General features: G+C 64.4%; 21 protein-coding genes. 13 read left to right on the top strand and 8 right to left on the bottom strand.

The window, feature by feature from the left end:
• The first annotated feature begins 272 nt into the window (after positions 1 to 272).
• Entirely contained in the window at positions 273 to 1055 is a 783-nt protein-coding gene (locus JQ566_RS11035; protein ID WP_212372268.1) for an SDR family oxidoreductase, read from the top strand.
• Positions 1056 to 1101: 46 nt separating this feature from the next.
• Here the strand turns inward: JQ566_RS11035 and JQ566_RS11030 are convergent, their stop codons facing one another.
• Positions 1102 to 1578 (bottom strand): DUF3775 domain-containing protein, encoded by a 477-nt coding sequence (locus tag JQ566_RS11030; RefSeq protein WP_212372267.1) that lies wholly within the window; start codon positions 1576 to 1578, stop codon positions 1102 to 1104.
• 111 nt (positions 1579 to 1689) lie between these two features.
• Here JQ566_RS11030 and JQ566_RS11025 point away from each other — a divergent pair, with 111 nt between their 5' ends.
• The 8 genes from JQ566_RS11025 (at position 1690) to JQ566_RS10990 (ending at position 11012) form a co-directional block, all read left to right on the top strand.
• Positions 1690 to 2538, top strand: a complete 849-nt coding sequence (locus tag JQ566_RS11025; RefSeq protein ID WP_212372266.1) for an MBL fold metallo-hydrolase — start codon at positions 1690 to 1692, stop codon at positions 2536 to 2538.
• An 85-nt stretch (positions 2539 to 2623) separates the two neighbouring features.
• Positions 2624 to 3466 (top strand): fumarylacetoacetate hydrolase family protein, encoded by an 843-nt coding sequence (locus JQ566_RS11020; protein ID WP_212372265.1) that lies wholly within the window; start codon positions 2624 to 2626, stop codon positions 3464 to 3466.
• Between the two features lie 165 nt (positions 3467 to 3631).
• Positions 3632 to 4243: a glutathione S-transferase family protein gene (locus JQ566_RS11015; protein WP_212372264.1), complete on the top strand. Its 612-nt coding sequence runs from the start codon at positions 3632 to 3634 to the stop codon at positions 4241 to 4243.
• A gap of 15 nt (positions 4244 to 4258) precedes the next feature.
• On the top strand, positions 4259 to 5128 hold the full coding sequence (locus tag JQ566_RS11010) for an MBL fold metallo-hydrolase (RefSeq protein WP_212372263.1): 870 nt from the start codon (positions 4259 to 4261) through the stop codon (positions 5126 to 5128).
• A 121-nt stretch (positions 5129 to 5249) separates the two neighbouring features.
• Positions 5250 to 6398, top strand: a complete 1149-nt coding sequence (locus JQ566_RS11005; RefSeq protein WP_212372262.1) for an alpha/beta fold hydrolase — start codon at positions 5250 to 5252, stop codon at positions 6396 to 6398.
• A 64-nt stretch (positions 6399 to 6462) separates the two neighbouring features.
• Entirely contained in the window at positions 6463 to 7434 is a 972-nt protein-coding gene (gene mbfA, locus JQ566_RS11000) for an iron exporter MbfA (protein ID WP_212372261.1), read from the top strand.
• 294 nt (positions 7435 to 7728) lie between these two features.
• Positions 7729 to 9201, top strand: coding sequence for an amidase (locus JQ566_RS10995; RefSeq protein WP_212372260.1), 1473 nt, complete (start codon positions 7729 to 7731; stop codon positions 9199 to 9201).
• A 410-nt stretch (positions 9202 to 9611) separates the two neighbouring features.
• Positions 9612 to 11012 (top strand): hypothetical protein, encoded by a 1401-nt coding sequence (locus tag JQ566_RS10990; RefSeq protein WP_249139378.1) that lies wholly within the window; start codon positions 9612 to 9614, stop codon positions 11010 to 11012.
• A 9-nt stretch (positions 11013 to 11021) separates the two neighbouring features.
• On the opposite strand, the gene JQ566_RS10985 is transcribed toward JQ566_RS10990, so the two are convergent.
• Both JQ566_RS10985 and JQ566_RS10980 read right to left on the bottom strand, forming a co-directional pair.
• Positions 11022 to 12110 (bottom strand): Zn-dependent alcohol dehydrogenase, encoded by a 1089-nt coding sequence (locus JQ566_RS10985; RefSeq protein WP_212372259.1) that lies wholly within the window; start codon positions 12108 to 12110, stop codon positions 11022 to 11024.
• Between the two features lie 75 nt (positions 12111 to 12185).
• Positions 12186 to 13970, bottom strand: coding sequence for an acyl-CoA dehydrogenase family protein (locus tag JQ566_RS10980; protein WP_212372258.1), 1785 nt, complete (start codon positions 13968 to 13970; stop codon positions 12186 to 12188).
• Between the two features lie 222 nt (positions 13971 to 14192).
• Here JQ566_RS10980 and JQ566_RS10975 point away from each other — a divergent pair, with 222 nt between their 5' ends.
• Both JQ566_RS10975 and JQ566_RS10970 read left to right on the top strand, forming a co-directional pair.
• Entirely contained in the window at positions 14193 to 14894 is a 702-nt protein-coding gene (locus tag JQ566_RS10975; RefSeq protein ID WP_212372257.1) for an SDR family NAD(P)-dependent oxidoreductase, read from the top strand.
• Positions 14895 to 15010: 116 nt separating this feature from the next.
• Positions 15011 to 15841, top strand: coding sequence for an enoyl-CoA hydratase (locus JQ566_RS10970; RefSeq protein ID WP_212372256.1), 831 nt, complete (start codon positions 15011 to 15013; stop codon positions 15839 to 15841).
• 190 nt (positions 15842 to 16031) lie between these two features.
• Here JQ566_RS10970 and JQ566_RS10965 read toward each other — a convergent pair whose 3' ends face one another.
• Both JQ566_RS10965 and JQ566_RS10960 read right to left on the bottom strand, forming a co-directional pair.
• Positions 16032 to 16655, bottom strand: a complete 624-nt coding sequence (locus tag JQ566_RS10965; RefSeq protein ID WP_212372255.1) for a GNAT family N-acetyltransferase — start codon at positions 16653 to 16655, stop codon at positions 16032 to 16034.
• Positions 16656 to 16723: 68 nt separating this feature from the next.
• The gene (locus tag JQ566_RS10960) at positions 16724 to 16927 is read right to left on the bottom strand and encodes a DUF1127 domain-containing protein (RefSeq protein ID WP_212372254.1); all 204 of its coding nucleotides are present in this window, start codon (positions 16925 to 16927) and stop codon (positions 16724 to 16726) included.
• Between the two features lie 110 nt (positions 16928 to 17037).
• On the opposite strand from JQ566_RS10960, the gene JQ566_RS10955 reads away from it, so the two are divergent.
• A complete protein-coding gene (locus JQ566_RS10955; protein WP_212372253.1) occupies positions 17038 to 17937 on the top strand; it encodes a transcriptional regulator GcvA in 900 nt (299 codons plus the stop codon).
• A 160-nt stretch (positions 17938 to 18097) separates the two neighbouring features.
• Here JQ566_RS10955 and JQ566_RS10950 read toward each other — a convergent pair whose 3' ends face one another.
• Genes JQ566_RS10950 through JQ566_RS10940 form a run of 3 tightly spaced genes read right to left on the bottom strand, consistent with a single transcriptional unit; the run spans position 18098 to position 20704 of the window.
• Entirely contained in the window at positions 18098 to 18511 is a 414-nt protein-coding gene (locus JQ566_RS10950) for a Rieske (2Fe-2S) protein (protein WP_212372252.1), read from the bottom strand.
• On the bottom strand, positions 18511 to 19620 hold the full coding sequence (locus tag JQ566_RS10945) for an amidohydrolase family protein (protein ID WP_212372251.1): 1110 nt from the start codon (positions 19618 to 19620) through the stop codon (positions 18511 to 18513). The genes JQ566_RS10950 and JQ566_RS10945 overlap by 1 nt, the downstream gene beginning before the upstream one ends.
• A gap of 25 nt (positions 19621 to 19645) precedes the next feature.
• Positions 19646 to 20704, bottom strand: a complete 1059-nt coding sequence (locus JQ566_RS10940) for an amidohydrolase family protein (protein WP_212372250.1) — start codon at positions 20702 to 20704, stop codon at positions 19646 to 19648.
• A gap of 144 nt (positions 20705 to 20848) precedes the next feature.
• Here JQ566_RS10940 and JQ566_RS10935 point away from each other — a divergent pair, with 144 nt between their 5' ends.
• A complete protein-coding gene (locus JQ566_RS10935; RefSeq protein ID WP_212372249.1) occupies positions 20849 to 21331 on the top strand; it encodes a CinA family protein in 483 nt (160 codons plus the stop codon).
• Positions 21332 to 21336 lie beyond the last annotated feature (5 nt).

Genomic DNA, 21336 nt, shown 5'->3' with positions numbered 1-21336 from the left:
ACAGACGATTTTAGCGACCGGAAACCGGAATGATCGGTTCGGCGTTCATTCGTCCCGTCAAGGCAGGGTTGTGCTCATGAACAGTTTCGATCTCGCCGTCTATGCCGCGATCGACCGCCTCAAGCAGGAGCGGCGGATCTGATCAGGCGCATTTGCATCGCTAGTGCCGGCGCGCATGCATTTTGGTGCGGGCACCTCCCTTATCAGCGGCGTCACAGTTGGCTAGAGTGCGGCCCGTTCAAAACCTGCCTGACATTTACGGGAGTGAAACAGTGGATCTTGGGATCAAAGGTCGCCGCGCCATCGTCTGCGCATCCAGCAAAGGCCTGGGGCGCGCCTGCGCCATCTCGCTGGCCGAAGCCGGCGTTGACGTCACGCTGACCGCGCGCGGCGCCGAAGCCCTGAAGAAGACCGCCGACGAGATCCGCAAGGCCTATCCCGGCGTGAAGGTCACCGAGATCGTCGGCGACATCACGACGCCGGCGGGGCGCGAGGCCGTGCTGAAGGCCTGCCCCGATCCCGACATCCTGATCAACAATGCCGGCGGCCCGCCGCCCGGCGATTTCCGCAACTGGACCCGCGACGACTGGATCAAGGCGATCGACGCCAACATGCTCACCCCGATCGAGCTGATCAAGGCGACCGTCGACGGCATGATGGCGCGCAAGTTCGGCCGCATCGTCAACATCACCTCGGCCGCGGTGAAGGCGCCGATCGACATCCTCGGCCTCTCCAACGGCGCGCGCGCCGGCCTCACCGGCTTCATCGCCGGCCTGTCGCGCAAGACGGTGATCAACAATGTCACCATCAACGGCCTGCTGCCGGGCCCGTTCGAGACCGATCGCCTGACCAGCACCGCGAAGGGCGAAGCCGACAAGCGCGGCGTCACGCCGCAGCAGATCCTGGCCGAGCGCGCCAAGCTGAACCCCGCCGGCCGCTTCGGCCAGCCCGACGAGTTCGGCTACGCCTGCGCCTTCCTGTGCGGCGCCAAGGCCGGCTTCATCACCGGACAGAACATTCTGCTGGATGGCGGCGCGTTCCCGGGCACGCTGTAATACTTCTTCTCTCTCCCCGTGCCTGCGGGGAGAGAGTTCACGGTACTCACCGCTGCTTCGTCGGCTCGTCCTCGTCCCGTTCGCTGGGATCGGAGGAATCGGCGGTGAGTCGCTCGCCGGTCCAGTCGATGCCGAATTCGTCGAGCCCGCCCGCGAGCAGGTCGCCCAGCATCGGCTCGCCAAGCAGATAGTGCACCGTTTCGCGACGCGGGCTGCGATACTCACCCCGCGCCTCCACGGCGCGGGCCCGCAAATCGTCCCAATCCTCGATCGTGCCGTCACCGCGACCGAGCCAGGTCAGCGCGACGAGATCGACCTGCTCGTCCTCGTTCAGGGCGATCATGAAGCTGCCGAGCTCTTGGACGACAGGGTCGGAGCCATCGTCCTCGAGGACATCGACCGCATCGTCATCGCTCGGGTTGGAGCCGGAATCCGGATCGGAGCCCGCCTCCTTGACGTCGAATTCGCGTGCCTTCTCGATGATGAAGGCGACCTTATCAGCGGATATTGCAAGCTCTGGCATGGCTCCTTCTCCGGTTCCCGCGATAACGCCGCATCGCGTCAGATGATCCATTGCGCTCGATGGCGGAAAACCGCATGTTTCGGCGCCAAAAAGAACATGGGAAGGTGCCGGATGCAGTGGAAGGTGGGCAGGGTCAAAATCACCAAGGTGGTGGAATTGGAGACGGTCGGCTCGACCCGCTTCATCCTGCCGCTCGCGACCGACGACGAAATCCGCAAGCTGCCCTGGCTGATCCCGCATTTCGCCACCGAGGAAGGCCGGCTGAAGATGTCGATCCATTCGCTGGTGGTGGAGACGCCGACGCGCCGCATCGTGGTCGACACCGGCCTTGGCAACGACAAGCAGGGCCGCAGCGTCCCGACCTGGAACAATCGCAGCGCGCCATTCCTGGAGACGATGACCGCGGCCGGCTTTGCGCCCGACAGCATCGACACCGTGCTGTGCACGCATCTTCATGTCGATCATGTCGGCTGGAACACGAAGCTGGTCGATGGCAAATGGGTGCCGACCTTCCCGAAGGCGCGCTACGTTTTCGGCAGGACCGAATACGAGCACTGGCGCGACCATTCCACGGAGCCGGACAAGGCGGCGGTGTTCAATGATTCCGTGCAGCCGATCGTCGATGCCGAAAGGGCCGATCTGATCGCGAGCGACCACCGGCTCTGCGAGGAGATCAGCATGATCCCGACCCCGGGCCACAGCCCCGGCCATATGAGCATCCTGATCAAATCTGACGGCGAGCAGGGCCTGCTCGCCGGCGACGTCGCCCATCACCCCTGCCAGATGGCGCATCTCGACTGGTGCTCGGTCGTCGACACCGATCCCGCCCAATCGGCAGCGTCCCGGCACAAGGTGTTCTCGCGCTTTGCCGACACGGAGGCGCTGGTGATCGGCGGACACTTTTCGGCGGGACATATCAGGCGGGAGGGGGACGCGTTCAGGTTTGTAGCGCTGGGGTGATCTCCGTTTTGGGCGGTTGAATTTCCTGCCGCCCTGTTCCATGAAGCTGTTAACCGATCGGTCCAATCTCCAGGGAGAAACGAGAATGAAGCTTGTTCGTTACGGCGAGAAGGGTGCGGAAAAGCCCGGCCTGATCGACAAATCCGGCCAGTTGCGCGACCTGTCGGCGCATGTGAAGGACCTCACCGGCGAGGCCTATTCGCCTGAGTCCCTGAAGAAGCTGGCGGCGCTCGACCCCGCCTCGCTGCCCGCCGTGTCCGGCAAGCCGCGGTTCGGAGCGCCCGTCACCGGCATCTCGAAATTCGTGGCGATCGGCCTCAACTACAGCGATCACGCCAAGGAGACGGGCAACCCGATTCCGGCCGAGCCGATCTTCTTCCTCAAGGCGAACACCTCGCTCTCCGGCCCGAACGATCCGGTCGAGAAGCCGCGCGGCTCGACCAAGCTCGACTGGGAGGTCGAGATTGCCGCGATCATCGGCACCCGTGCGAAATACGTCTCGGAAGCCGATGCACTCAACCACGTCGCCGGCTACTGCGTCTGCAACGACGTCTCCGAGCGCAATTTCCAGATCGAGCGCCTGGGCCAGTGGACCAAGGGCAAGTCGCACGACACGTTCGGCCCGCTCGGGCCGTGGCTCGCGACCAAGGACGAGATCAAGGACGTGCAGAACCTTTCGATGTGGCTCGACGTCAACGGCCAGCGCCGCCAGACCGGCTCGACCGCGACCATGATCTTCACCATGGCCAAGTGCATTTCCTACGTCTCGCAATTCATGACGCTGCTGCCCGGCGACGTCGTCACCACGGGCACCCCGCCCGGCGTCGGCATGGGCATGAAGCCGCCGACCTTCCTCAATGTCGGCGACGTCGTGACGCTGGGCATCGAAGGCCTTGGCGAGCAGCGCCAGGAGATCGTCGCGGCGTAAGCCTCCGCTCTCTCCCCGTCATTGCGAGGAGCCCGCGACAAAATTGCGAAGCAATTTTGCGCTGGCGACGAAGCAATCCAGGTTCTTTCTGCGGAGACAGTCTGGATTGCTTCGCTTCGCTCGCAATGACGAAAACAACTGCCCGATGTTCATCAGGATCGTTCCATGAAGCTCACCTTCTCCCCCGCCTCGCCCTTCGCCCGCAAGGTGCGTATCGCCGCGATCGAGCTTGGGCTGATCGACAAGATCGAGTTCGTGCCCGCGGCCGTGACGCCGGGCACGGCCAACGAGGACTATTCGAAGATCACGCCGCTGAAGAAGCTGCCGGTGCTGATCACCAATGACGGCGACGTGATTTTGGACTCCTACGTCATCGTCGAATATCTCAACGAGATGGCCGGCGGCAGCCTGATCCCCGATTACGGTCCGCGGCGCTGGAAGGCCAAGACCAACCACTCGCTGATCAACGGCATGCTCGATTCCATGCTGCTGTGCCGCTACGAGAAGATGGCGCGGCCGCAGGGCCTGCAATGGCAGGCGTGGTCGGACGATCATTGGAACAGGGCCTGGACCGGCATGGCGCGCTTCGAGAACATGCCGGAGGTGCTGAACGGCCCGTTCGACATCTCGCAGATCGGCCTCGTTTGCGTGCTCGGCTATGCCGACTTCCGCTTCGCCGATTGCGGCTGGCGCAAGGCCTATCCCAAGCTCGACGCCTTCCACCAGAAGATGCTGGAGCGGCCCTCGGTGAAGATCTCGGTGCCGCCGGCGGCGTAAAGTGCGGGAGTTCTCATGAGCCTCAAATACTCGGTCGGCGATCTCACCATCCATCGCATCATCGAGCAGGAAACCTCGTTCGTCCCGGCGCTGGAGATGCTGCCGGGACTGACGGCAGAGGTGCTGGCCGAGAACCGGGCCTGGATGCGGCAGGCCAAAGCACTCGACGATGACGATGTGCTGCTGCTCTGCTTCCAGTCCTATGTGGTGAAGACGCCGCACCACACCATTTTGATCGACAGCTGCATCGGCAACGACAAGCCGCGCCCCAATCGGCCGAAATGGAACATGAAGACCGACGACACCTATTTGCGCGGTCTCAGCGCCGCGGGGTTCTCGGTCGATGACATCGACTTCGTGATGTGCACGCATCTGCATGTCGACCATGTCGGCTGGAACACGCGGCTGGAGAACGGCCGCTGGGTGCCGACCTTCCCGAAGGCACGCTACGTCTTTGCCAGGCAGGAATTCGATCATTGGTCCGCGCAGAATGCGAAGGCGGAAGTCCCGCCTTTCGCCGACAGCGTGCTGCCGGTGGTCGAGGCCAACAGGCACGAGCTCGTCGGCAACGACCATCAGATCGGCGACCACGTCCGCATCCTGCCGACGCCCGGTCACACGCCGGGCCATATCGCCATCACGATGGGCCGCGGCAAGGACGATGCGGTATTCTCGGGCGATCTCATGCACTCGCCGCTGCAGACGCTCTATCCGGAGCTGTCGATCAAATTCGACGTCGATCCGACCAAGGCAGCCGCGACGCGCCGCAGCTTCCTGGAGCGCTATTGCGACACCGACACGCTGTGCTGTACGGCGCATTTTCCGTCACCGTCGGTCGGCAAGATCAAGCGCAAGGGCAACGGGTTCGTGTGTGCTGCGGTGTGATCTGGCCGAGATCCCGTAGGGTGGGCAAAGGCGCGCGCTTCGCGCGCCGTGCCCACCACACCTGATGGTGGGCACGCTCCGCTTAGCCCACCCTACGATTCCACCCGTGTGGAGAGAATTGATGACCGTACTCCCCGACATTCCCCTGCCCGCCGGAATCCGCTCGCGTTATGTCGACGACATCAACGGCTTGCGGATGCATGTGCTGGAGGCCGGCTTCGAGACCAAGGGCCGGCCCTGCATCCTCTTGCTGCACGGTTTTCCGGAGCTGGCGTTCTCCTGGCGCAAGGTGATGCCGGCGCTCGCCGCGGCCGGCTATCACGTGATCGCGCCGGACCAGCGCGGCTATGGACGCACGACGGGATGGCGTGCGGAGTATGACGGCGGTCTTGCGCCCTTCTCGCTGTTCAACCTGGTGCGCGACGCGCTCGGCCTGGTGTCGGCGTTCGGTTACAGGCAGGCCGATGTGGTCGGACACGATTTCGGCAGCCCGGTCGCGGCCTGGTGCGCCTTGATCCGGCCCGATGTGTTTCGCTCGGTGACGATGATGAGCGCGCCGTTCGGCGGACCGCCGCCGCTGCCGTTTGGCACCGTCGACATGCCGGCAAAGCCTGCGGCCGAAGATCCTGTTCATCGCGAGCTCGCCGCGCTGCCGCGGCCGCGAAAACACTATCAATGGTACTACTCGACGCGCGAGGCGAATGCCGACATGCACCGCGCGCCGCAGGGCCTGCATGATTTCCTGCGCGCCTATTATCATCACAAGAGCGCGGACTGGACCGGGAACAAGCCCTATCCGCTGCAATCGTGGTCGGCGCAGGAGCTGGCGAAGCTGCCGACCTATTACGTGATGGATCTGAACGAGACCATGGCCGGGACGGTTGCGAAGGAGATGCCGTCGCCGGCCGCGATCGCCGCCAACCAATGGCTGCCGGACAGCGACCTCGCCTATTACAGCGCCGAATATGGCCGCACCGGATTCCAGGGCGGGCTGCAATGGTATCGCTGCGGCACCTCGGGCGCCTTCAACAGCGAGCTGCAATTGTTTGCCGGCCGCAGCATCGACGTGCCCTCCTGCTTCATCTCGGGGAAACAGGATTGGGGCACGTATCAGCGTCCGGGCACGTTCGAGTCGATGCAGGGGCGCGCGTGCACGAAGATGCTCGGCTGCCATCTCGTCGACGGCGCCGGCCATTGGGTCCAGCAGGAGCAGCCGGCCGAGGTGAGCGGGTTGCTGCTGGACTTCCTCACCAAGGCGAGCACCGCCTGATTTGACCCGGAAACGGCCGCGCTTTATATAGTTTAGAATAATTCTAATCAATGCCAGGGCCGCCGTGAAGAATTTTGCCGATCTGACCGAGCGCGAGGTGCTGGCGGTCGCGATCTCCTCCGAGGAGGAGGACAGCCGCATTTACATGACCTTCGCCGAGGACCTGAGGGAACGCTACCCGGACTCGGCCAAGCTGTTCGAGCAGATGGCCGAGGAGGAGCGCGGCCATCGTCACATGCTGCTGGAATTGTACGAGCAGCGCTTCGGCCAGCATCTGCCGCCGATCCGCCGCGAGGACGTCAAGGGATTCCTGCGCCGCCGCCCGATCTGGCTGACCAAGAACCTGCCGCTCGACACGATCCGCCGGGAAGTCGAGACCATGGAGCTCGAGGCCGAGCGCTTCTATGCGAAGGCCGCCGAGCAGGCCGAGGACATCAGCGTGCGCCGGCTGCTTGGCGACCTCGCCGAGGCCGAGAAAAGCCACGAGCACACCGCCGCCAGGCTGACCGACGAGATCCTGAAGCCCGACGTGCGCGCGGAGGAAGACCGCACGCGACGGCGGATGTTCGTGCTGCAATATGTGCAGCCGGGCCTTGCCGGGTTGATGGACGGCTCGGTCTCGACGCTGGCGCCGCTGTTCGCCGCCGCGTTCGCCACGCACCAGAACTGGCAGACTTTCCTGGTCGGCCTCGCCGCTTCGATCGGCGCAGGCATCAGCATGGGCTTCGCGGAAGCTTTGTCCGACGACGGCTCCCTCACGGGGCGCGGCTCGCCCTGGCTGCGCGGCATCACCTGCGGCGCGATGACGACGCTCGGCGGGCTCGGTCACACCGCGCCCTATCTCGTGCCCGACAGCTGGGCCAACGCGTTCTGGATCGCGACGGCAATCGCCTGCGTCGTCGTGTTCTTCGAATTGTGGGCGATCGCCTTCATCCGCTCGCGCTACATGGACACGCCGTTCCTCCAGGCCGTGTTCCAGATCGTGCTCGGCGGCGCCATCGTGCTGGCGGTGGGGATCGTGATCGGGGCGGCGTAGCTCGCGTCACATTCGCTGTCATGCCCCGCGACCCGGCTACGCCAAGGCTTCGCCGGGGTTAAGGTCTAGGGGCGCCGAAGCTTTAGCGAAGGCGGCAGGCGGGGCATCCAGTACGCCGCGGCCTATCAGTTCAGTCACAACCGTCTCTGGAATACTGGATCGCCCGCCCCTGTGCGCAATTGCGCACTAGGCGGGCGATGACAGATTGAGACACATCAATCACGATCAAACAGCGGTTGCAGCGTTCGGCCAAACTGCGCATCATCCTTCGACAACCAGAGCGGGAGACGCGTCGTGGCCAAATCGGAATGGAATTTCAAGAGCGCGGTCGAGCTGTCGGCCGCATTGAGCGCGAAGAAGGTCTCGGCGGTCGAGCTCACGCAGGATGCGATCGCCCGTATCGAGCGTCATGACGGCAAGATCAACGCCATCTGCGTGCGCGATTTCGATCGCGCGCTCGTTGCGGCGCGCGAAGCGGACGCCGCATTGGCCCGCGGCGAGCGCAAGCCGCTGCTCGGCCTGCCCATCACGATCAAGGAATCCTTCAACATCGCCGGCCTGCCGACGACCTGGGGGTTCGTGCCGCAGAAGAACTTCAAGCCCGTGGAAGACGCGCTGGCGGTGACACGCATCAAGCAGGCCGGCGGCGTGATCCTGGGCAAGACCAACGTGCCGGTCGGCCTCGGCGACTGGCAGAGCTACAACGACATCTACGGCACCACCAACAACCCCTATGATCTCGGCCGCACACCGGGCGGTTCTTCCGGGGGATCGTCGGCAGCCCTTGCCGCGGGCTATTGCGCGCTCGCCACCGGCTCCGACATCGGCGGCTCCCTGCGTGTGCCGGCATTTCATTGCGGCGTCTTCGCTCACAAGCCGACCATCAATCTGTGCGCGGCGCGCGGCGAGACCCCGCCGCCGTTTCCAGCCATTCCGCGCGAGGGCGACCTCGCTGTCATCGGGCCGATGGCGCGCACGGCGGCGGATCTTTCCTTGCTGCTCGACGTCATGGCAGGACCCGATCCGCTCGATGCCGGTATCGCCTACAAGCTCGACTTGCCTGTCGCACGGCATCAGTCGCTGCGGGATTTTCGTGTCCTGGCGATCGACAGCCATCCGCTGCTGCCCAGCGACCGGGATGTCCGCGGCGCGATCGACAAGCTCGCAACCGATCTTGCGAAGGCCGGCGTCACCGTCGCACGCGAGAGCGCGCTGCTCCCGGACTTTGCGGAGACGTCGCGGCTTTACATGCGCATGCTGCTGGGCTTCCTCGGCGCGTTCTTCTTGCCCGACGAGCTGGCGGATGCGCAGGCACGGGCGAGCCAGCTGTCGCCGGAGGACCGGAGCCTCGGTACGGAACGACTGCGCGGCATCACCGCGAGCCACCGCGCCTGGGTGCTCGACGCGGGTAGCCGCGCCGGCCTGCGCGCACAATGGCGCGCGTTATTCACGAGCTTCGACGCGGTGATCTGCCCGATCATGCCGACGCCGGCCTTTCCGCATGATCATTCGCCGGAGCAGCGCCTGCGAACGATCGGCATCGACGGCAAGGACTATCCCTATTCCGACCAGCTCGCCTGGCCGGGCATCGCAACGCTCCCGGGCCTGCCTGCGACGGCCGTTCCGCTCGGTCTGTCGAAAGACGGCCTGCCGGTCGGCGTTCAGATCGTCGGTCCCTTCCTCGAGGACAGGACGCCGCTCAAGCTCGCCGAGCTGATCGAGCGGGCGTTCGGCGGCTTCGTGCCGCCGTCATTGTTTGATGATTAGCCTTCCGGTCGTTGCGAGCGGAGCGAAGCGATCCGGACTGCATCCGCGGAGACATTTCTGGATTGCTTCGCTCCGCTCGCAATGACGGAGCAAAACAACTGCGAGATTCCGGGTTCGCGCTCCGCGCGCGCCCGTTTTTCTAAAGCATTTGCTAACCAAACAATACGTTCGCGTGCGATCGGCCGATTGCACAATCGATTTCTTATGCAACCGGCAATTGATTTCCCGTATAGGTTGATTGCGAGCGAGAAGCTCCAACTGCTGTTGCAATCCTGAAGAAGTCACCATGGACCGGCGCGAAGCTCGGGGTGCCTCTCTGTTCGAGGGAGCGCCAACCAACAACTACGACCTGAATTCCAGAATCCATGTCTTGCCGAAGTCATGGGCACGGCCCGTGTTCGTCGACGGTCGTGCACGATTTCAGCAAGAGTGATGGCGTGACTAGAAACACGATTGCGATCGGCACGCAGCCTGGGCCCGGCCGCCGCGTCAATCCGGACGATGCGTTGCCCAAGACGTCGCAGCTTGCGATCGTCCTCATGCTGGCGTGTGGATTTGCGGGCATTGCACTCCGTTACCTCGCCCGGGAGCACACCAATATCGATACCTTCCAGTTCCTGATCCCCTGGTATGTCTTTGCTCGGGATCACGGCATTGGTGGGCTGGCCGAGCCTTTCACCAACTACTCACCGTTTTACAGCTACCTCCTGCTGATTGCGGCCCGCTTCGACTGGCTCGGCCAGCCGCTTTCCCTGGTGAAGGCGCTTTCGGCAATGTTCGAGCTCGGCTGCGCGATCGTCATCGCCCAGATGGTCTGGCGAGCGACAAGGGTACCATTGCGCGCGTCCATGGCCTTCTGCGCGGTTTGGCTTGCACCGACGGTGCTTTTCAATGGCGCAATGTGGGGACAGGCCGATTCGATCTGGACCTTTTTTGCGCTGCTGTCCGTGGCGATGTTCATGCGCAACCGAAACGGCGTTCTGCCTTTCGCCGTAGGCTGTTCGGTGAAGGCGCAGGGCGTGTTCCTGGGACCGTTCGTGCTCGGCATGATTTTGCGCCGCAAGATTCACCTGGCGTGGCTTGCCGCCATTCCGGGAGTCTATGCGATCACTGCCATTCCGGTCCTGGTTGCGGGCCGATCCCTGGTCTCCGTGCTCGGCGTCTATCTCGGCCAGGCCAACATGTATCATCACCTGACCATGAATGCAGCGAACGTCTGGGTGTTCGCAGGGCGAACGCCGTACACAGTCGGCGTCGCCATTGGCCTCGTGCTCGCGGCAGCGAGCGGGCTTGCCCTCTCGATCTTCATCGCACAGTCCAAGCGGACCGGACCGGAGTTCATTCTGCTCGTCGCGTGCGCGTCGCTCATTCTGATGCCGTACCTGCTTCCCAAGATGCACGAGCGCTATTTCTATGGGTTCGAACTTGCGAGCATCGCCCTGGCCTGCCTCAACCTGCGCTATCTGCCGTTCGCGGTCATTGCCCAGGTCGACGGCGTGCTATCCTATCTCGCATTCGAGAGCGAGATCGTCATGGGCCTGTTGCCGGCGGCGCTCTGCAACACCTTTTTGGTGTTCTATCTGGTGCTCGATCTCCGCCAGGGCGAACGTGGATTTCGCCTTCCGAGATTGACCTGGCTTGGCTTCGCCGCGTCGACGGCGGGACTGTTCTCCTATTTGCTGTTGGCAGGCGCCGGCTTGAACGTATCCCCGGCCTATATGCTCGCCGCGGGCCTTGCCGCGCTCATGGCGCTGCTGCTCGTCAAGGAGTCGCGCTGCGCCTCGAGCGACGGTCCGGCCCCGTCGCATTGACATCATGGGCTAGCTATCGAACATGATCACGCTGCGCAGCGTCTTGCCGGCTTTCATGTTGGCAAAACCCTCGTTGATCTCGCTCAGCTTCAGCTTGGCCGAGATCCAGTCTTCGAGATGCAGCCGGCCGCGCAGGTAGAAATCGACCAACCTGGGCATGTCGACTCGGAAATGGTTGGAGCCCATCGAGGAGCCCTGGATCTTGCGCTCGCGCAGGAAATCGAAGCCGTGCAGCTCGATCTTCTGGCCGAACGGGATCATGCCGACGATGGTGGCGGTGCCGCCGGAGGCGAGCATGCCGAACGCCTGCTCGGCGGTCTCCTTGCGGCCGAGCACCTCGAAGGAATGATGCACGCCGCCATTTGTGAGGTCGCGCACCTGCTTCACCACGTCGCCGTCGGCAGGATTGATGATGTCGGTGGCGCCCAGCTTGGTCGCGAGCTGGAGCTTGGCCGGATTGGTGTCGATGGCGATGATGCGGCCGGCGCCGGCGATCTGCGCGCCGTTGATCGCGGCCATGCCGACGCCGCCGCAGCCGATCACGGCCACGGTCTCGCCCGCAGTCACCTTTGCCGTGTTCACCACCGCGCCGTAGCCGGTGATGACGCCGCAGCCGATCAGCGCGGCGAGATCGAGCGGCATCTCCCTGCGGATCTTCACGATGGCGTTCTCGTGTACCAGCATCTGCTCGGCGAAGGAGGACAGATTGAGAAACTGGTGCAGCTTCTCCGGCTTCGACCATTGCATCCGGTTGGAGACGCCCGGCATCATCTTCACCGTGGTGTCGGTGCAGAGCACGGTCCGGCCCGTGGTGCAGTTGTCGCAGGTGCCGCAAAACACGGACAGACAGGTGACGACATGGTCGCCCGGCTTGACGTAGGTGACATCGGAGCCGACCTGCTCGACCACACCGGCGGATTCGTGCCCGAGCACCGCAGGCAGCGGATGCGGATAAAGGCCCTCCATGAAGTGCAGGTCGGAGTGGCAGAGGCCCGCGACTGCCGTGCGGATCAGCACCTCGCGCGGGCCGGGCTTCGGCAGGCTGATGTCCTCGATGACGAGCGGCTGGTTGACTTCATGGAGGACGGCGGCCTTCATCGGTGTTTCCTCATTGTTTTTGTTTCGTTGCTTGCAGGGACTCCACCCCTCCCATGGGAGAGATGAAGACCGAGCCTACGCCGCCAAAATCAGTTCGCCAACCTCGCTCATGCTGCCTGCACGATCGCCGAGCAGCAGCGCGGCGATGTTCGCTTGCGCGGCATTTTCCGTCAGCCGGAACGGATCGCTCGGCGTCACGCGATGGTCGATCACGAGGCGCGACAGCAGCAGCCGGCGTGCATCGCCGCGCATCTCGTGGATGCGGTGCGCCTCCCAGGCCAGCGCGACGGAGCTCGCGACATGATAGAGCAGGCTGGTGGCGCGGCGCGCATCGGCTTCGTTTTCAGACTTGGCCGCGACTTTGCGCGCAAATCCGACGGCGCGATCGACGAGGCCACGCAGATGATCGCGCCAGGCCTGCGGCACCGAGGCGCTGTCGTCGAGCCGAGCGTGCAGATCGGCCGCGAGTGCGGACTCCGCGCCGTGACGACCGACTGCCCGCCGCAGCGCATCGATCGCGACGATGTTGCCGGTGCCTTCCCAGACCGAGCCGAGATGGGCATCGCGCAGCAGGCGGGCGGTGGCGAATTCCTCGATATAGCCGATGCCGCCGCGCATCTCGAGCGCATCGCCGCAGACCTTTCGCGCGTCACGCGTGGCGCGGAATTTCAAGGTCGGGGTGAGGATGCGCAACAGCGCCGCCGCATCCTGGCTGCCGGCTTCGGCGCGGTCGAGCGCGTCCGCGGTGAGAAAGCTCATCGACAGCGCCTGCTCGACCGGCAGCATGATCTTCAGCATCTGCCGCCGTCCCAGCGGCAGGTCGATGATGCGGCTGCCGAACACGACGCGGTTTGTCGCCACGGTCATCGCGTCATGATAGGCGCGGCGCATCAGCGCGGCCGACTTGACGCCGTTGGAGAGCCGCGAGGAATTCACCATCTCGGCCATCTGCACGAAGCCGCGGTCGAGCTTGCCGACCGCGTACGCAAGCGCGCCTTCGAGCTTGATCTCGCCCGAGGCCATCGAGCGCGTGCCGAGCTTGTCCTTGAGGCGCACGATCCGGTAGTTGTTCTGCGAATCGTCGTCGAGAAAGCGCGGCATCAGGAATAGGCCGACGCCGCGCGTGCCGGGGCCGGCGCCTTCGGGGCGCGCCAGCAGCATCACGACTTTCGCGTCCGCATTCGAGCAGAACCATTTCTCGCCGTAGAGACGCCAATGGTCGCCCTCCTGCACCGCGCGCGTGGTCAGCGTGCCGACATCGGAGCCGCCCTCCTTCTCGGTCATGAACTGGCCGCCTTGGGTCAGCTTGCTCATGTCGGTCGAGGTCAGGCCGTCGAGATATTTTGCCTTCAGGGCCTCGCTGCCGAAATTCGCCAGCAGCTTGGCGCAGCCGTCGGTGACGTTGATCGGGCAGCCCATGCCGAATTCGGTCTGGTTGAACAGGAAGGTGAAGGCGTGCTTGGCAACGACGGGATATTTGTCCGGCCAGCCCATGATGCCCTTGCGGATCGAGAGCGCGTGGATGCCGAACTCGCCGAACGCGGCGTTCTCCAGTTCACGATAGGCCGGATGATATTCGATCCACTGCACGTCGCGGCCGAACTTGTCGCGCTGGTGCAGAATGGGCGTGTGCCGGTCGGCGAGCCGCGCGCACTCGTCGAGATGGCCGCCGGCGAGCTCGCCGAGGCGATCGAGATGCGGCTCGATGTGGCGGAACAGTGGCTCGGGCAGATGGATGCGCAAGAGATCCGCCAGCGCCGGATCGGCGCGGTAGAAATTCATGCCCGACGTATCGGGCGCCAGCAGGCCGGATGGTGCGGCCGCGACATCTTTTGGCTGCGCTGTGACCGGCTTGTGCATGATCGTCCTCTTCGTTTCCGTCCGACGGCAATTCTTTGCGCTTGCCGCTTCGGATGATGTCGATCATGCTCCAGTCGCGGACAGCGATAAAGCCGCAAATCGTCAGGGCGGCATGATCGCCGCGAGGGAGCAATTCGCCCTGCGGAATTGTGACCGCGCCGGCTGGTTGTCCGCGCGGACCATGCATAGATCAACGGCTCCCTGTCTGCGAGAGATCACGCCATGGAACATCCGAAATACAAGATCGCCCTCATCGTCGGTGCCGGCGAAGGCCTGAGCGCATCGCTGGCGCGCCTGCTTGCAGCGCAGGGCATCCGCGTCGCGCTCGCCGCGCGCAAGATCGAAAAGCTTGGCGCGCTCTGCACCGAGACCGGGGCCAAGGCCTATGCCTGCAACGCCACCGATCCCGACGAGGTGGAGCGGCTGTTCGGCCTCGTCGAACGCGAGATCGGCACGCCCGACCTCGTCGTTTACAATGCCAGCGGCCGCACGCGCGGGCCGTTCGTCGACCTCGTTCCGGCCGACGTCGCGCAGGCGATCGCGGTCAGCGCCTATGGCGGCTTCCTGGTGGCGCAGCAGGCAGCCAAACGCATGCTGCCGAACCAGCGCGGCGCGATCCTGTTCACCGGCGCTTCGGCCAGCGTCAAGGGCTATGCGCAGTCGGCCCCCTTCGCGATGGGCAAGTTCGCGCTGCGCGGCCTCGCGCAGAGCCTGGCGCGCGAATTGTCGCCGCAGGGCATCCATGTCGCGCATTTCGTCATCGACGGCGGCATCAAGAGCGCGGCGCGGACGGAAGCCGCGGACAAGCCGGATTCGATGCTCGATCCCGATGCGATCGCGCAGAGCTATTGGAGCGTGTTGCAGCAACCGCGCAGCGCCTGGAGCTGGGAGCTGGAGCTGCGGCCCTGGGTGGAGAGGTTTTGAAGGCACACTGCCGTAGGGTGGGCAAAGGCGCGAAGCGCCATGCCCACGATCTCGAACTTAAGAAACAATGGTGGGCACGCTTCGCTTTGCCCACCCTACGAGAGCGGGGAGGAACAATGAGCAGCGAAACCACCATCGACACCGGCATCCACGAGCTCATCTGCGTCATCCGCGACCGCGTCGCCATCATCACGCTGAACCGGCCGGAGGCGCGCAACTCGCTGTCGGATGCGCTGACGCCGGCGCTGCGCACGATGATCCGGATCTGCGCCGAGGATCCGAATGTCGGCGCGCTGCTGCTCACCGGCGCGGGCGAAGCATTCTGCGCCGGCGGCAACGTCAAGGGCATGGGCGCGCATCGCGACAAGGCAAAGCTCGACATGTCCTTTGACGACAAGGTCGCCGATCTCCAGGAGCGACAGCGGCTGCTCACCGGCGCGCTGGTGTCGTTGCGCAAGCCGACCATCGCTGCGCTCCCCGGCCCCGCGGTCGGCGCCGGGCTCGCCATCGCCATGGCCTGCGACATCCGCATCGCCGCGCAATCCGCCTTCGTCGCCACCGGCTATGCCCGCATCGCGCTCAGCGGCGATTACGGCATCGCCTGGCTGCTCACCCGCCTCGTCGGCACCGCGCGGGCGCGCGAATTGATGTTCACCGGCGACCGCATCGATGCAGCACGCGCCGAAGCGATCGGCCTCGTCAACCGCGTCGTGCCCGACGACAAATTGCAGACCGAGGCGTTCGCGCTGGCCAAATCGCTCGCCGAAGGCCCGCGCCTCGCGCTGCGCTACATGAAGGACAATCTCGACGAGGCCCTGCTGTTCGACTTCGAAACCGCCAGGGATCACGAAGCCGAGCGACTGATCCGCCTCACCACGACCGCCGATCACAAGGAGGCGGTGCAGGCCTTCATCGAGAAGCGCAAGGCGGTGTTCACGGGGAAGTAGCTCCGAAACGAGGGCCGTCATTCCGGGGCGATGCGCAGCATCGAACCCGGAATCCATTGGGCCGCAGAACGCGCGGTGAAATGGATTCCGGGTTCGCGCTGCGCGCGCCCCGGAATGACGATGGAGAGAGGGACCTCGGTGGCAAAAAAACGCCCGGCTCTGGCTTGGCCAGGCCGGGCTTACAGTCATGTCAGGCCGAGGCTGAGGGGCTGTCGGCCTGACGGGAAAGGGCGGCGAGGCGCCAGCTCGCGCAGGGAATGTCCTTGGGCGCGAGGTTGATCTCCTTGTCGAAGCGCACCAGCTTCCAGTCGTCGGGATGGTTGACGAAGGCGAAGCCGGATTTGCGTGCGAGCGAGACCATGGCCTCGTTGGAGCGCAGCGTGTCGCCGAACATGTGCTCGGCGCCGAGCGCGGCCGCGCGGCATTCGAGGTTTTTCATCAGCGCAGTGGCGATGCCGTGGCCGTGCCAGCGGTCATCGACCGAGAGGCCGAACTCGAGCGTCGCCGTTTCCGCATGCAACGCATAGCGTGCTTCGGCCACGATGGTCTCGAAGCCGTCGACCATCATGGTCGCCACAACGGTGAAACGATCGCGCTCGCCGACCTCGAGGAAATCGTTCAGCAGCCCCTTCGGCAATTCGCTGATCGCGCCGAAGAAGCGGTTGTAGCGGGAGCGGGTCGAGAGCGAGCGGAAATAGTGCTGGAGCTCGTCGGTGTCGCGCGGCTCGACGAAGCGGACATTGAGCCGCTCACCGTGCCGGGTGCGCAGCACGTCCGAATATTGCTGGAGGTCTTCGAGGCGGAGGGTGCTCATGACACGTGCCCTTCACAAAAAGGGACCGCCGGCGCCCCGTGATCAGGCGGCGCCGGCCTGGCGGCCAATCAGGCCCGCCAGAAGGGTTTGTCGGCCTCATAGGCAATGTCGGACCAGGACAGTCCGACATCCTGGAGATCTCGCGCGGTCCAGTTGGTGAGCTCACGACGGGTGCGATAGCGCTCATGCCAGACGTGGACGGTCTCGCCGATCTGCTGGAGCAGGCCGGGTGCATGATGATTTGTCATCGAATTGTCGGTCAGCGTAGACATTTTCAGCTCCTGGAGCTAAGTTGGCCGCTAATATCCGCTTCCTATTGCGCTGCGACAAACGACAATTTGTACCTTTTCGCATGAAATAACGTCATGTATCCTGCTGCCAAATGACTGCCAGATTACCGTCCCTCAACGGATTGCGGGCGTTCGAGGCCGCCGCGCGCCATCTCAGCTTCACGCTGGCAGCCGGCGAACTGAACGTGACCCAGACCGCGATCAGCCATCAGATCCGCAGGCTGGAGGAGGAGCTCGGCATCCGCCTGTTCATTCGGCAGAACCGCGCACTGGCGCTGACGCCGGAGGCGCGCGACTATCTCCCGGGCGTCCGCGCCGCCTTCAACGACCTCCGCCTTGCGACCGACCGCCTGCTGCGGAAAGAGGACGACAAGGTGCTGACGGTATCGACGCTGGCCTCGCTCGCAGCAAAATGGCTGCTGCCGCGGCTGACCGATTTCCAGGAGCAGCATCCCGGCATCGACGTGCACATCACCACCTCGGCCAGCCTCGTCGATTTCCAGCGCGACAATGTCGATGCCGCGATCCGCTATGGCCGCGGCCAATGGCCGGGCGTGCGCGCCGACTGGCTGATGGCGGACGAGCTGTTTCCGGTGTGCAGCCCTTCGCTCATTCGCGGGGACAAGCCGCTGCGCCGGCCCGAGGATCTGCGCAACCATCCCCTGCTGCACACCTCCAACGCCAATAGCGACGACTGGCGGCTGTGGCTGACCGCGGCGGGCCTGCCGGCCGACATCGCAAGGCAACCCGGCATCACCTTCGACATGATCTTCATGACCATCCAGGCCGCGATCGACGGCATCGGCGTCGCGATGGGGCGGACCTCCTACGTCCAGGACGACATCGCCAAGGGCCGGCTCGTGGTCCCCTTCAAGATCGCGCTCCCGGCCGACGCCGGGTTCTACCTGGTCGCACCGGAAGGCCGCCGCGAGGCGCCGAAGCTTGCCGCGTTCCGGCAATGGGTGCTCGCGGCGGCGCAGAGTAAAGCCTGAGAAATCAGCAGCTTCCCGCGCTTGGCTGTCATTCCGGGGTGCCTCGAAGAGGCGAGCTATGATGCGCAATTGCGCATCAGAGAATCCATTTCTCCCACCGTTCCCGCTGCACGATGGATTCCGGGCTCGCGCTACGCGCGCCCCGGAATGACAGCGGGGGCTACAGTTCGACCACCACGTAATCGCTCTCGACGCTGACCGGGATCGTCTCGGCGACATACGGCCCCTTCACCACGCTCGCGCCCGGCTCGACATGGGCCGGATAGGCTTTCACGCGGAAGCGGCGGGGATCGCAATAGGATTGGCCGGTGCGGATGTCGAACTCCCAGCCGTGCCAGGGGCAGCGGATGATCTCGCCTAACTTGGTGTATTCGATCTCGCCGGGATTGCTCGACTGTGCGAGGCCGATCAGCGGGCCCTCGCACAGCGCCGCGCCCTGGTGCGGGCAGCGGTTCATCAGGCCGAAATATTCGCCCTTGATGTTGAAGACGGCGATCGGCCGTCCGTCGATCTCCAGGAATTTTCGGGTGCCGGGCGGAAGCTCGTCCACTGGCGCAATGACGTGACGCGCCATCAATTTATTCCGTAGAGCTTCTTCGCATTGCCCAGATAAAAGGCCTCGCGGTTGGCCTCGCTGACGCCCGCCGGCAGCACGCGCGAGGGCTCGTCATAGTCCCAATGCGGATAGTCGGTCGCGAACAGCAGCCGGTCCCAGCCGATCCATTTGATGACGTCGAACAGATCCTCGCGGCTTTCAGGATCCTCCATCGGCTGTGTGGTCCACCACACCTGCTCGCGGATATATTCCGACGGCGGCCGCTTCACATGCGGCACCTCGCTCCTGAGCCGCTGCCAGGCCTTGTCGAGCCGCCACGCCAGCGACGGCGCCCAGCCGAAGCCGGCCTCGATCATCACCATCTTCAGTTTCGGGAAGCGCTCGAACACGCCTTCGAGCACGAGGCTCGCCAGCGCCGATTGCTGGCATTGCGAGTGGCCGACCATCTCCTCGATATAGTAGGACGGCCAGCCCGACGGCGTGATCGGGTTGCCACCGAAGCCGAAGGCGTGGACGCCGACGGGAAGGCCCGCCTCTTCCGCGGCCTGGTAGATCGGCCAGTAACGGCGCTGGCCGAGCGGCTCGACGTTGCGGCTGAGCAGCAGCACCTGCACGAAGTTCTTGTCGCCGGCGCGCTCGCGGATCTCGGCGGCAGCCGACAGCCCATCCTCATTGCCGACGACGATGGACGCCTTCAGCCGCTTGTCCTTGCTGGTCCATTTGTCGATCTGCCAGTCGTTGATCGCCGAGCATAACGCTGCCGAGAGCTCGTGATTGCGGATGCCCTGCCCGGTGTTGAGCGGATTGAGCACACCTAACTGCACGTTGTTGGGATCGAGCAGCTGCTTCTGCATGAAGGAGAGCGAGGAGCCTTGCGGCCCGCCTTCCGGCGGATAGGCATCGCGGCGCGAGGCGTTGGGCTGGGCCTTCGGATAGGGCGGGCCTTCCATCACGCCCTGATAGGCGTGGACGCCGTAGACTTCGAGGTGATGCTGCCAGCGTTTGGCGAGGTAGGGATAGAGCTCGGTGCGGGTGGCGCGTGCCGGGTGGATGTCGCAGTCCGCGATTGCGGTTTTGACGGTCAGTGGGGAAGCGGCTTCTTGGTTTTCGCGGAACTGGATATTCATCGCCTTGCCTCCTTTGGCAGCGGGCTCACGTCAGGCGGGGATAGGTTGCATGGGGATTGTCGATCATGATCTTGCGCACGAGATCGGGGGACAGACCTTCGGGCAACGCATCCTGGCCGTCGAACTGCCAGTGCGGATAATCGGTGGAGAATAGGACCAATTCGTCGGACTGCATATGCTGAAACAGGCGAATTAATGTCTCAGGTTCCGGCGGCGCATCAAATGGTTGTAACGAGAAGCGGATGTTGCTGCGCACAATCTCCAGCGGCGCACGATCGACCCACGGTGTCTCCATTCGCACCCCGCGCCAGAACTTGTGCAGGCGCCAGAGATAGGGCGCGATCCAGGAGACTCCGGACTCCAGCATCACCATTTTCAGCCGCGGATATTTGGCGAACACGCCCTCGACGATCAGGCTGGTGAGCTGGGTCTGGAACGCCTGGGCCTGCCCGACATAATCCTCGATGTGATAGGACCCCCAGCCCACGGCGGTCGGCGGATTGTGATAGGCGGAACCGGCGTGGATGCCGACCGGGAGTTCCAGACGTTCCGCGGCCTCATAGATCGGCCACAGCGCGCGCTTGCCGAGCGGCGTATCGCCCATCACCAGCATGAGCACTTGCACGAAGCGCTTGTCCTGTGCGCAGCGCTCGATCTCGGCGACGGCTTTCTCGACGCTTTGCATGGGGATCACGATGGAACCGCGCAACCGCGTGTCGCGATCGAGCCATTCCTTCGCCAGCCAATCGTTCAGCGCGCGGCAGAAGGCGGCCTGCATGTCCTCGGAGAACACCATCTGCACGCCGTACAGCGGATTGCAGATGGCATGCTTGAGCTGGAAGGGATCGAGTACATGGCGCTGCATGGCCTCCAGACTCTCGCCGGGCTTGCCGGTCTCGGGGCGCCAGTCCGGCCGCGCGGTGATCGGGGAGTTCTGCGGATAGGATTGCGAGATAAGGTCGACCATGCCGCGCGTCGTCACCTGATCGCGCCAATAGTCGTTCAGGTACGGCAGCAGGCTGGTCAGATGCGGTACGGCCGGATGCACGTCGCAATCGATGCCGCCGGCGATCAGGGACGTCATCGCGTCTCCCTTCTCACGTTTCCTCGCATGTCTCTTCTTGCACCCGCCATTCAAGCAGGCCTGCCCGCCGCCCGCAACTCGGCCAAGCATCCTGTCATATGCTAGGAAGGCTGAGCTCGGTTGCGAAGGAATGGGGTACTGGAGATGAAGGAGCTCGTCGGCATCGCGGAACAGGTCGCGGCACAATTGATCGCGCGCAAGCAGACCATTGCGGTTGCGGAATCATCGGCCGGCGGCCTGATCTCGGCCAGCCTGCTCGCCGTGCCCGGCGCCTCCGCCTATTACCTCGGCGGCGCCGTGGTCTACACCCGCGATGCCAGGCGCGTGCTGATGGATATTTCGGACGAGGGAATGAAGGGCTTTCGCTCCTCGTCGGAGCCCTATGCACAATTGCTGGCCGAGCAGATGCGAACGCGCTTTGGCAGCGACTGGGGCCTGTCCGAGACCGGCGCCGCCGGCCCCACCGGCAACCGCTACGGCGATGCCGCCGGCCACAGCTGCATGGCGGTTGCGGGGCCTGCGTCAGAGGTGATGACGCTGGAGACGGGGAGCGGGGACCGGTTCGGCAACATGCAGGTGTTCGCAGCGGCGGCGCTGAAGCTGTTGTTGAGAAAGCTTGAGGGGTGAGCGGA

Origin of the sequence: Bradyrhizobium sp. SZCCT0231, assembly GCF_018130245.1 — a bacterium.
In the GTDB taxonomy this organism is placed as follows: domain Bacteria; phylum Pseudomonadota; class Alphaproteobacteria; order Rhizobiales; family Xanthobacteraceae; genus Bradyrhizobium; species Bradyrhizobium japonicum_F.
Note: the sequence above shows the minus strand (reverse complement) of the source record. Positions and strands in the feature narration are given on the sequence as shown.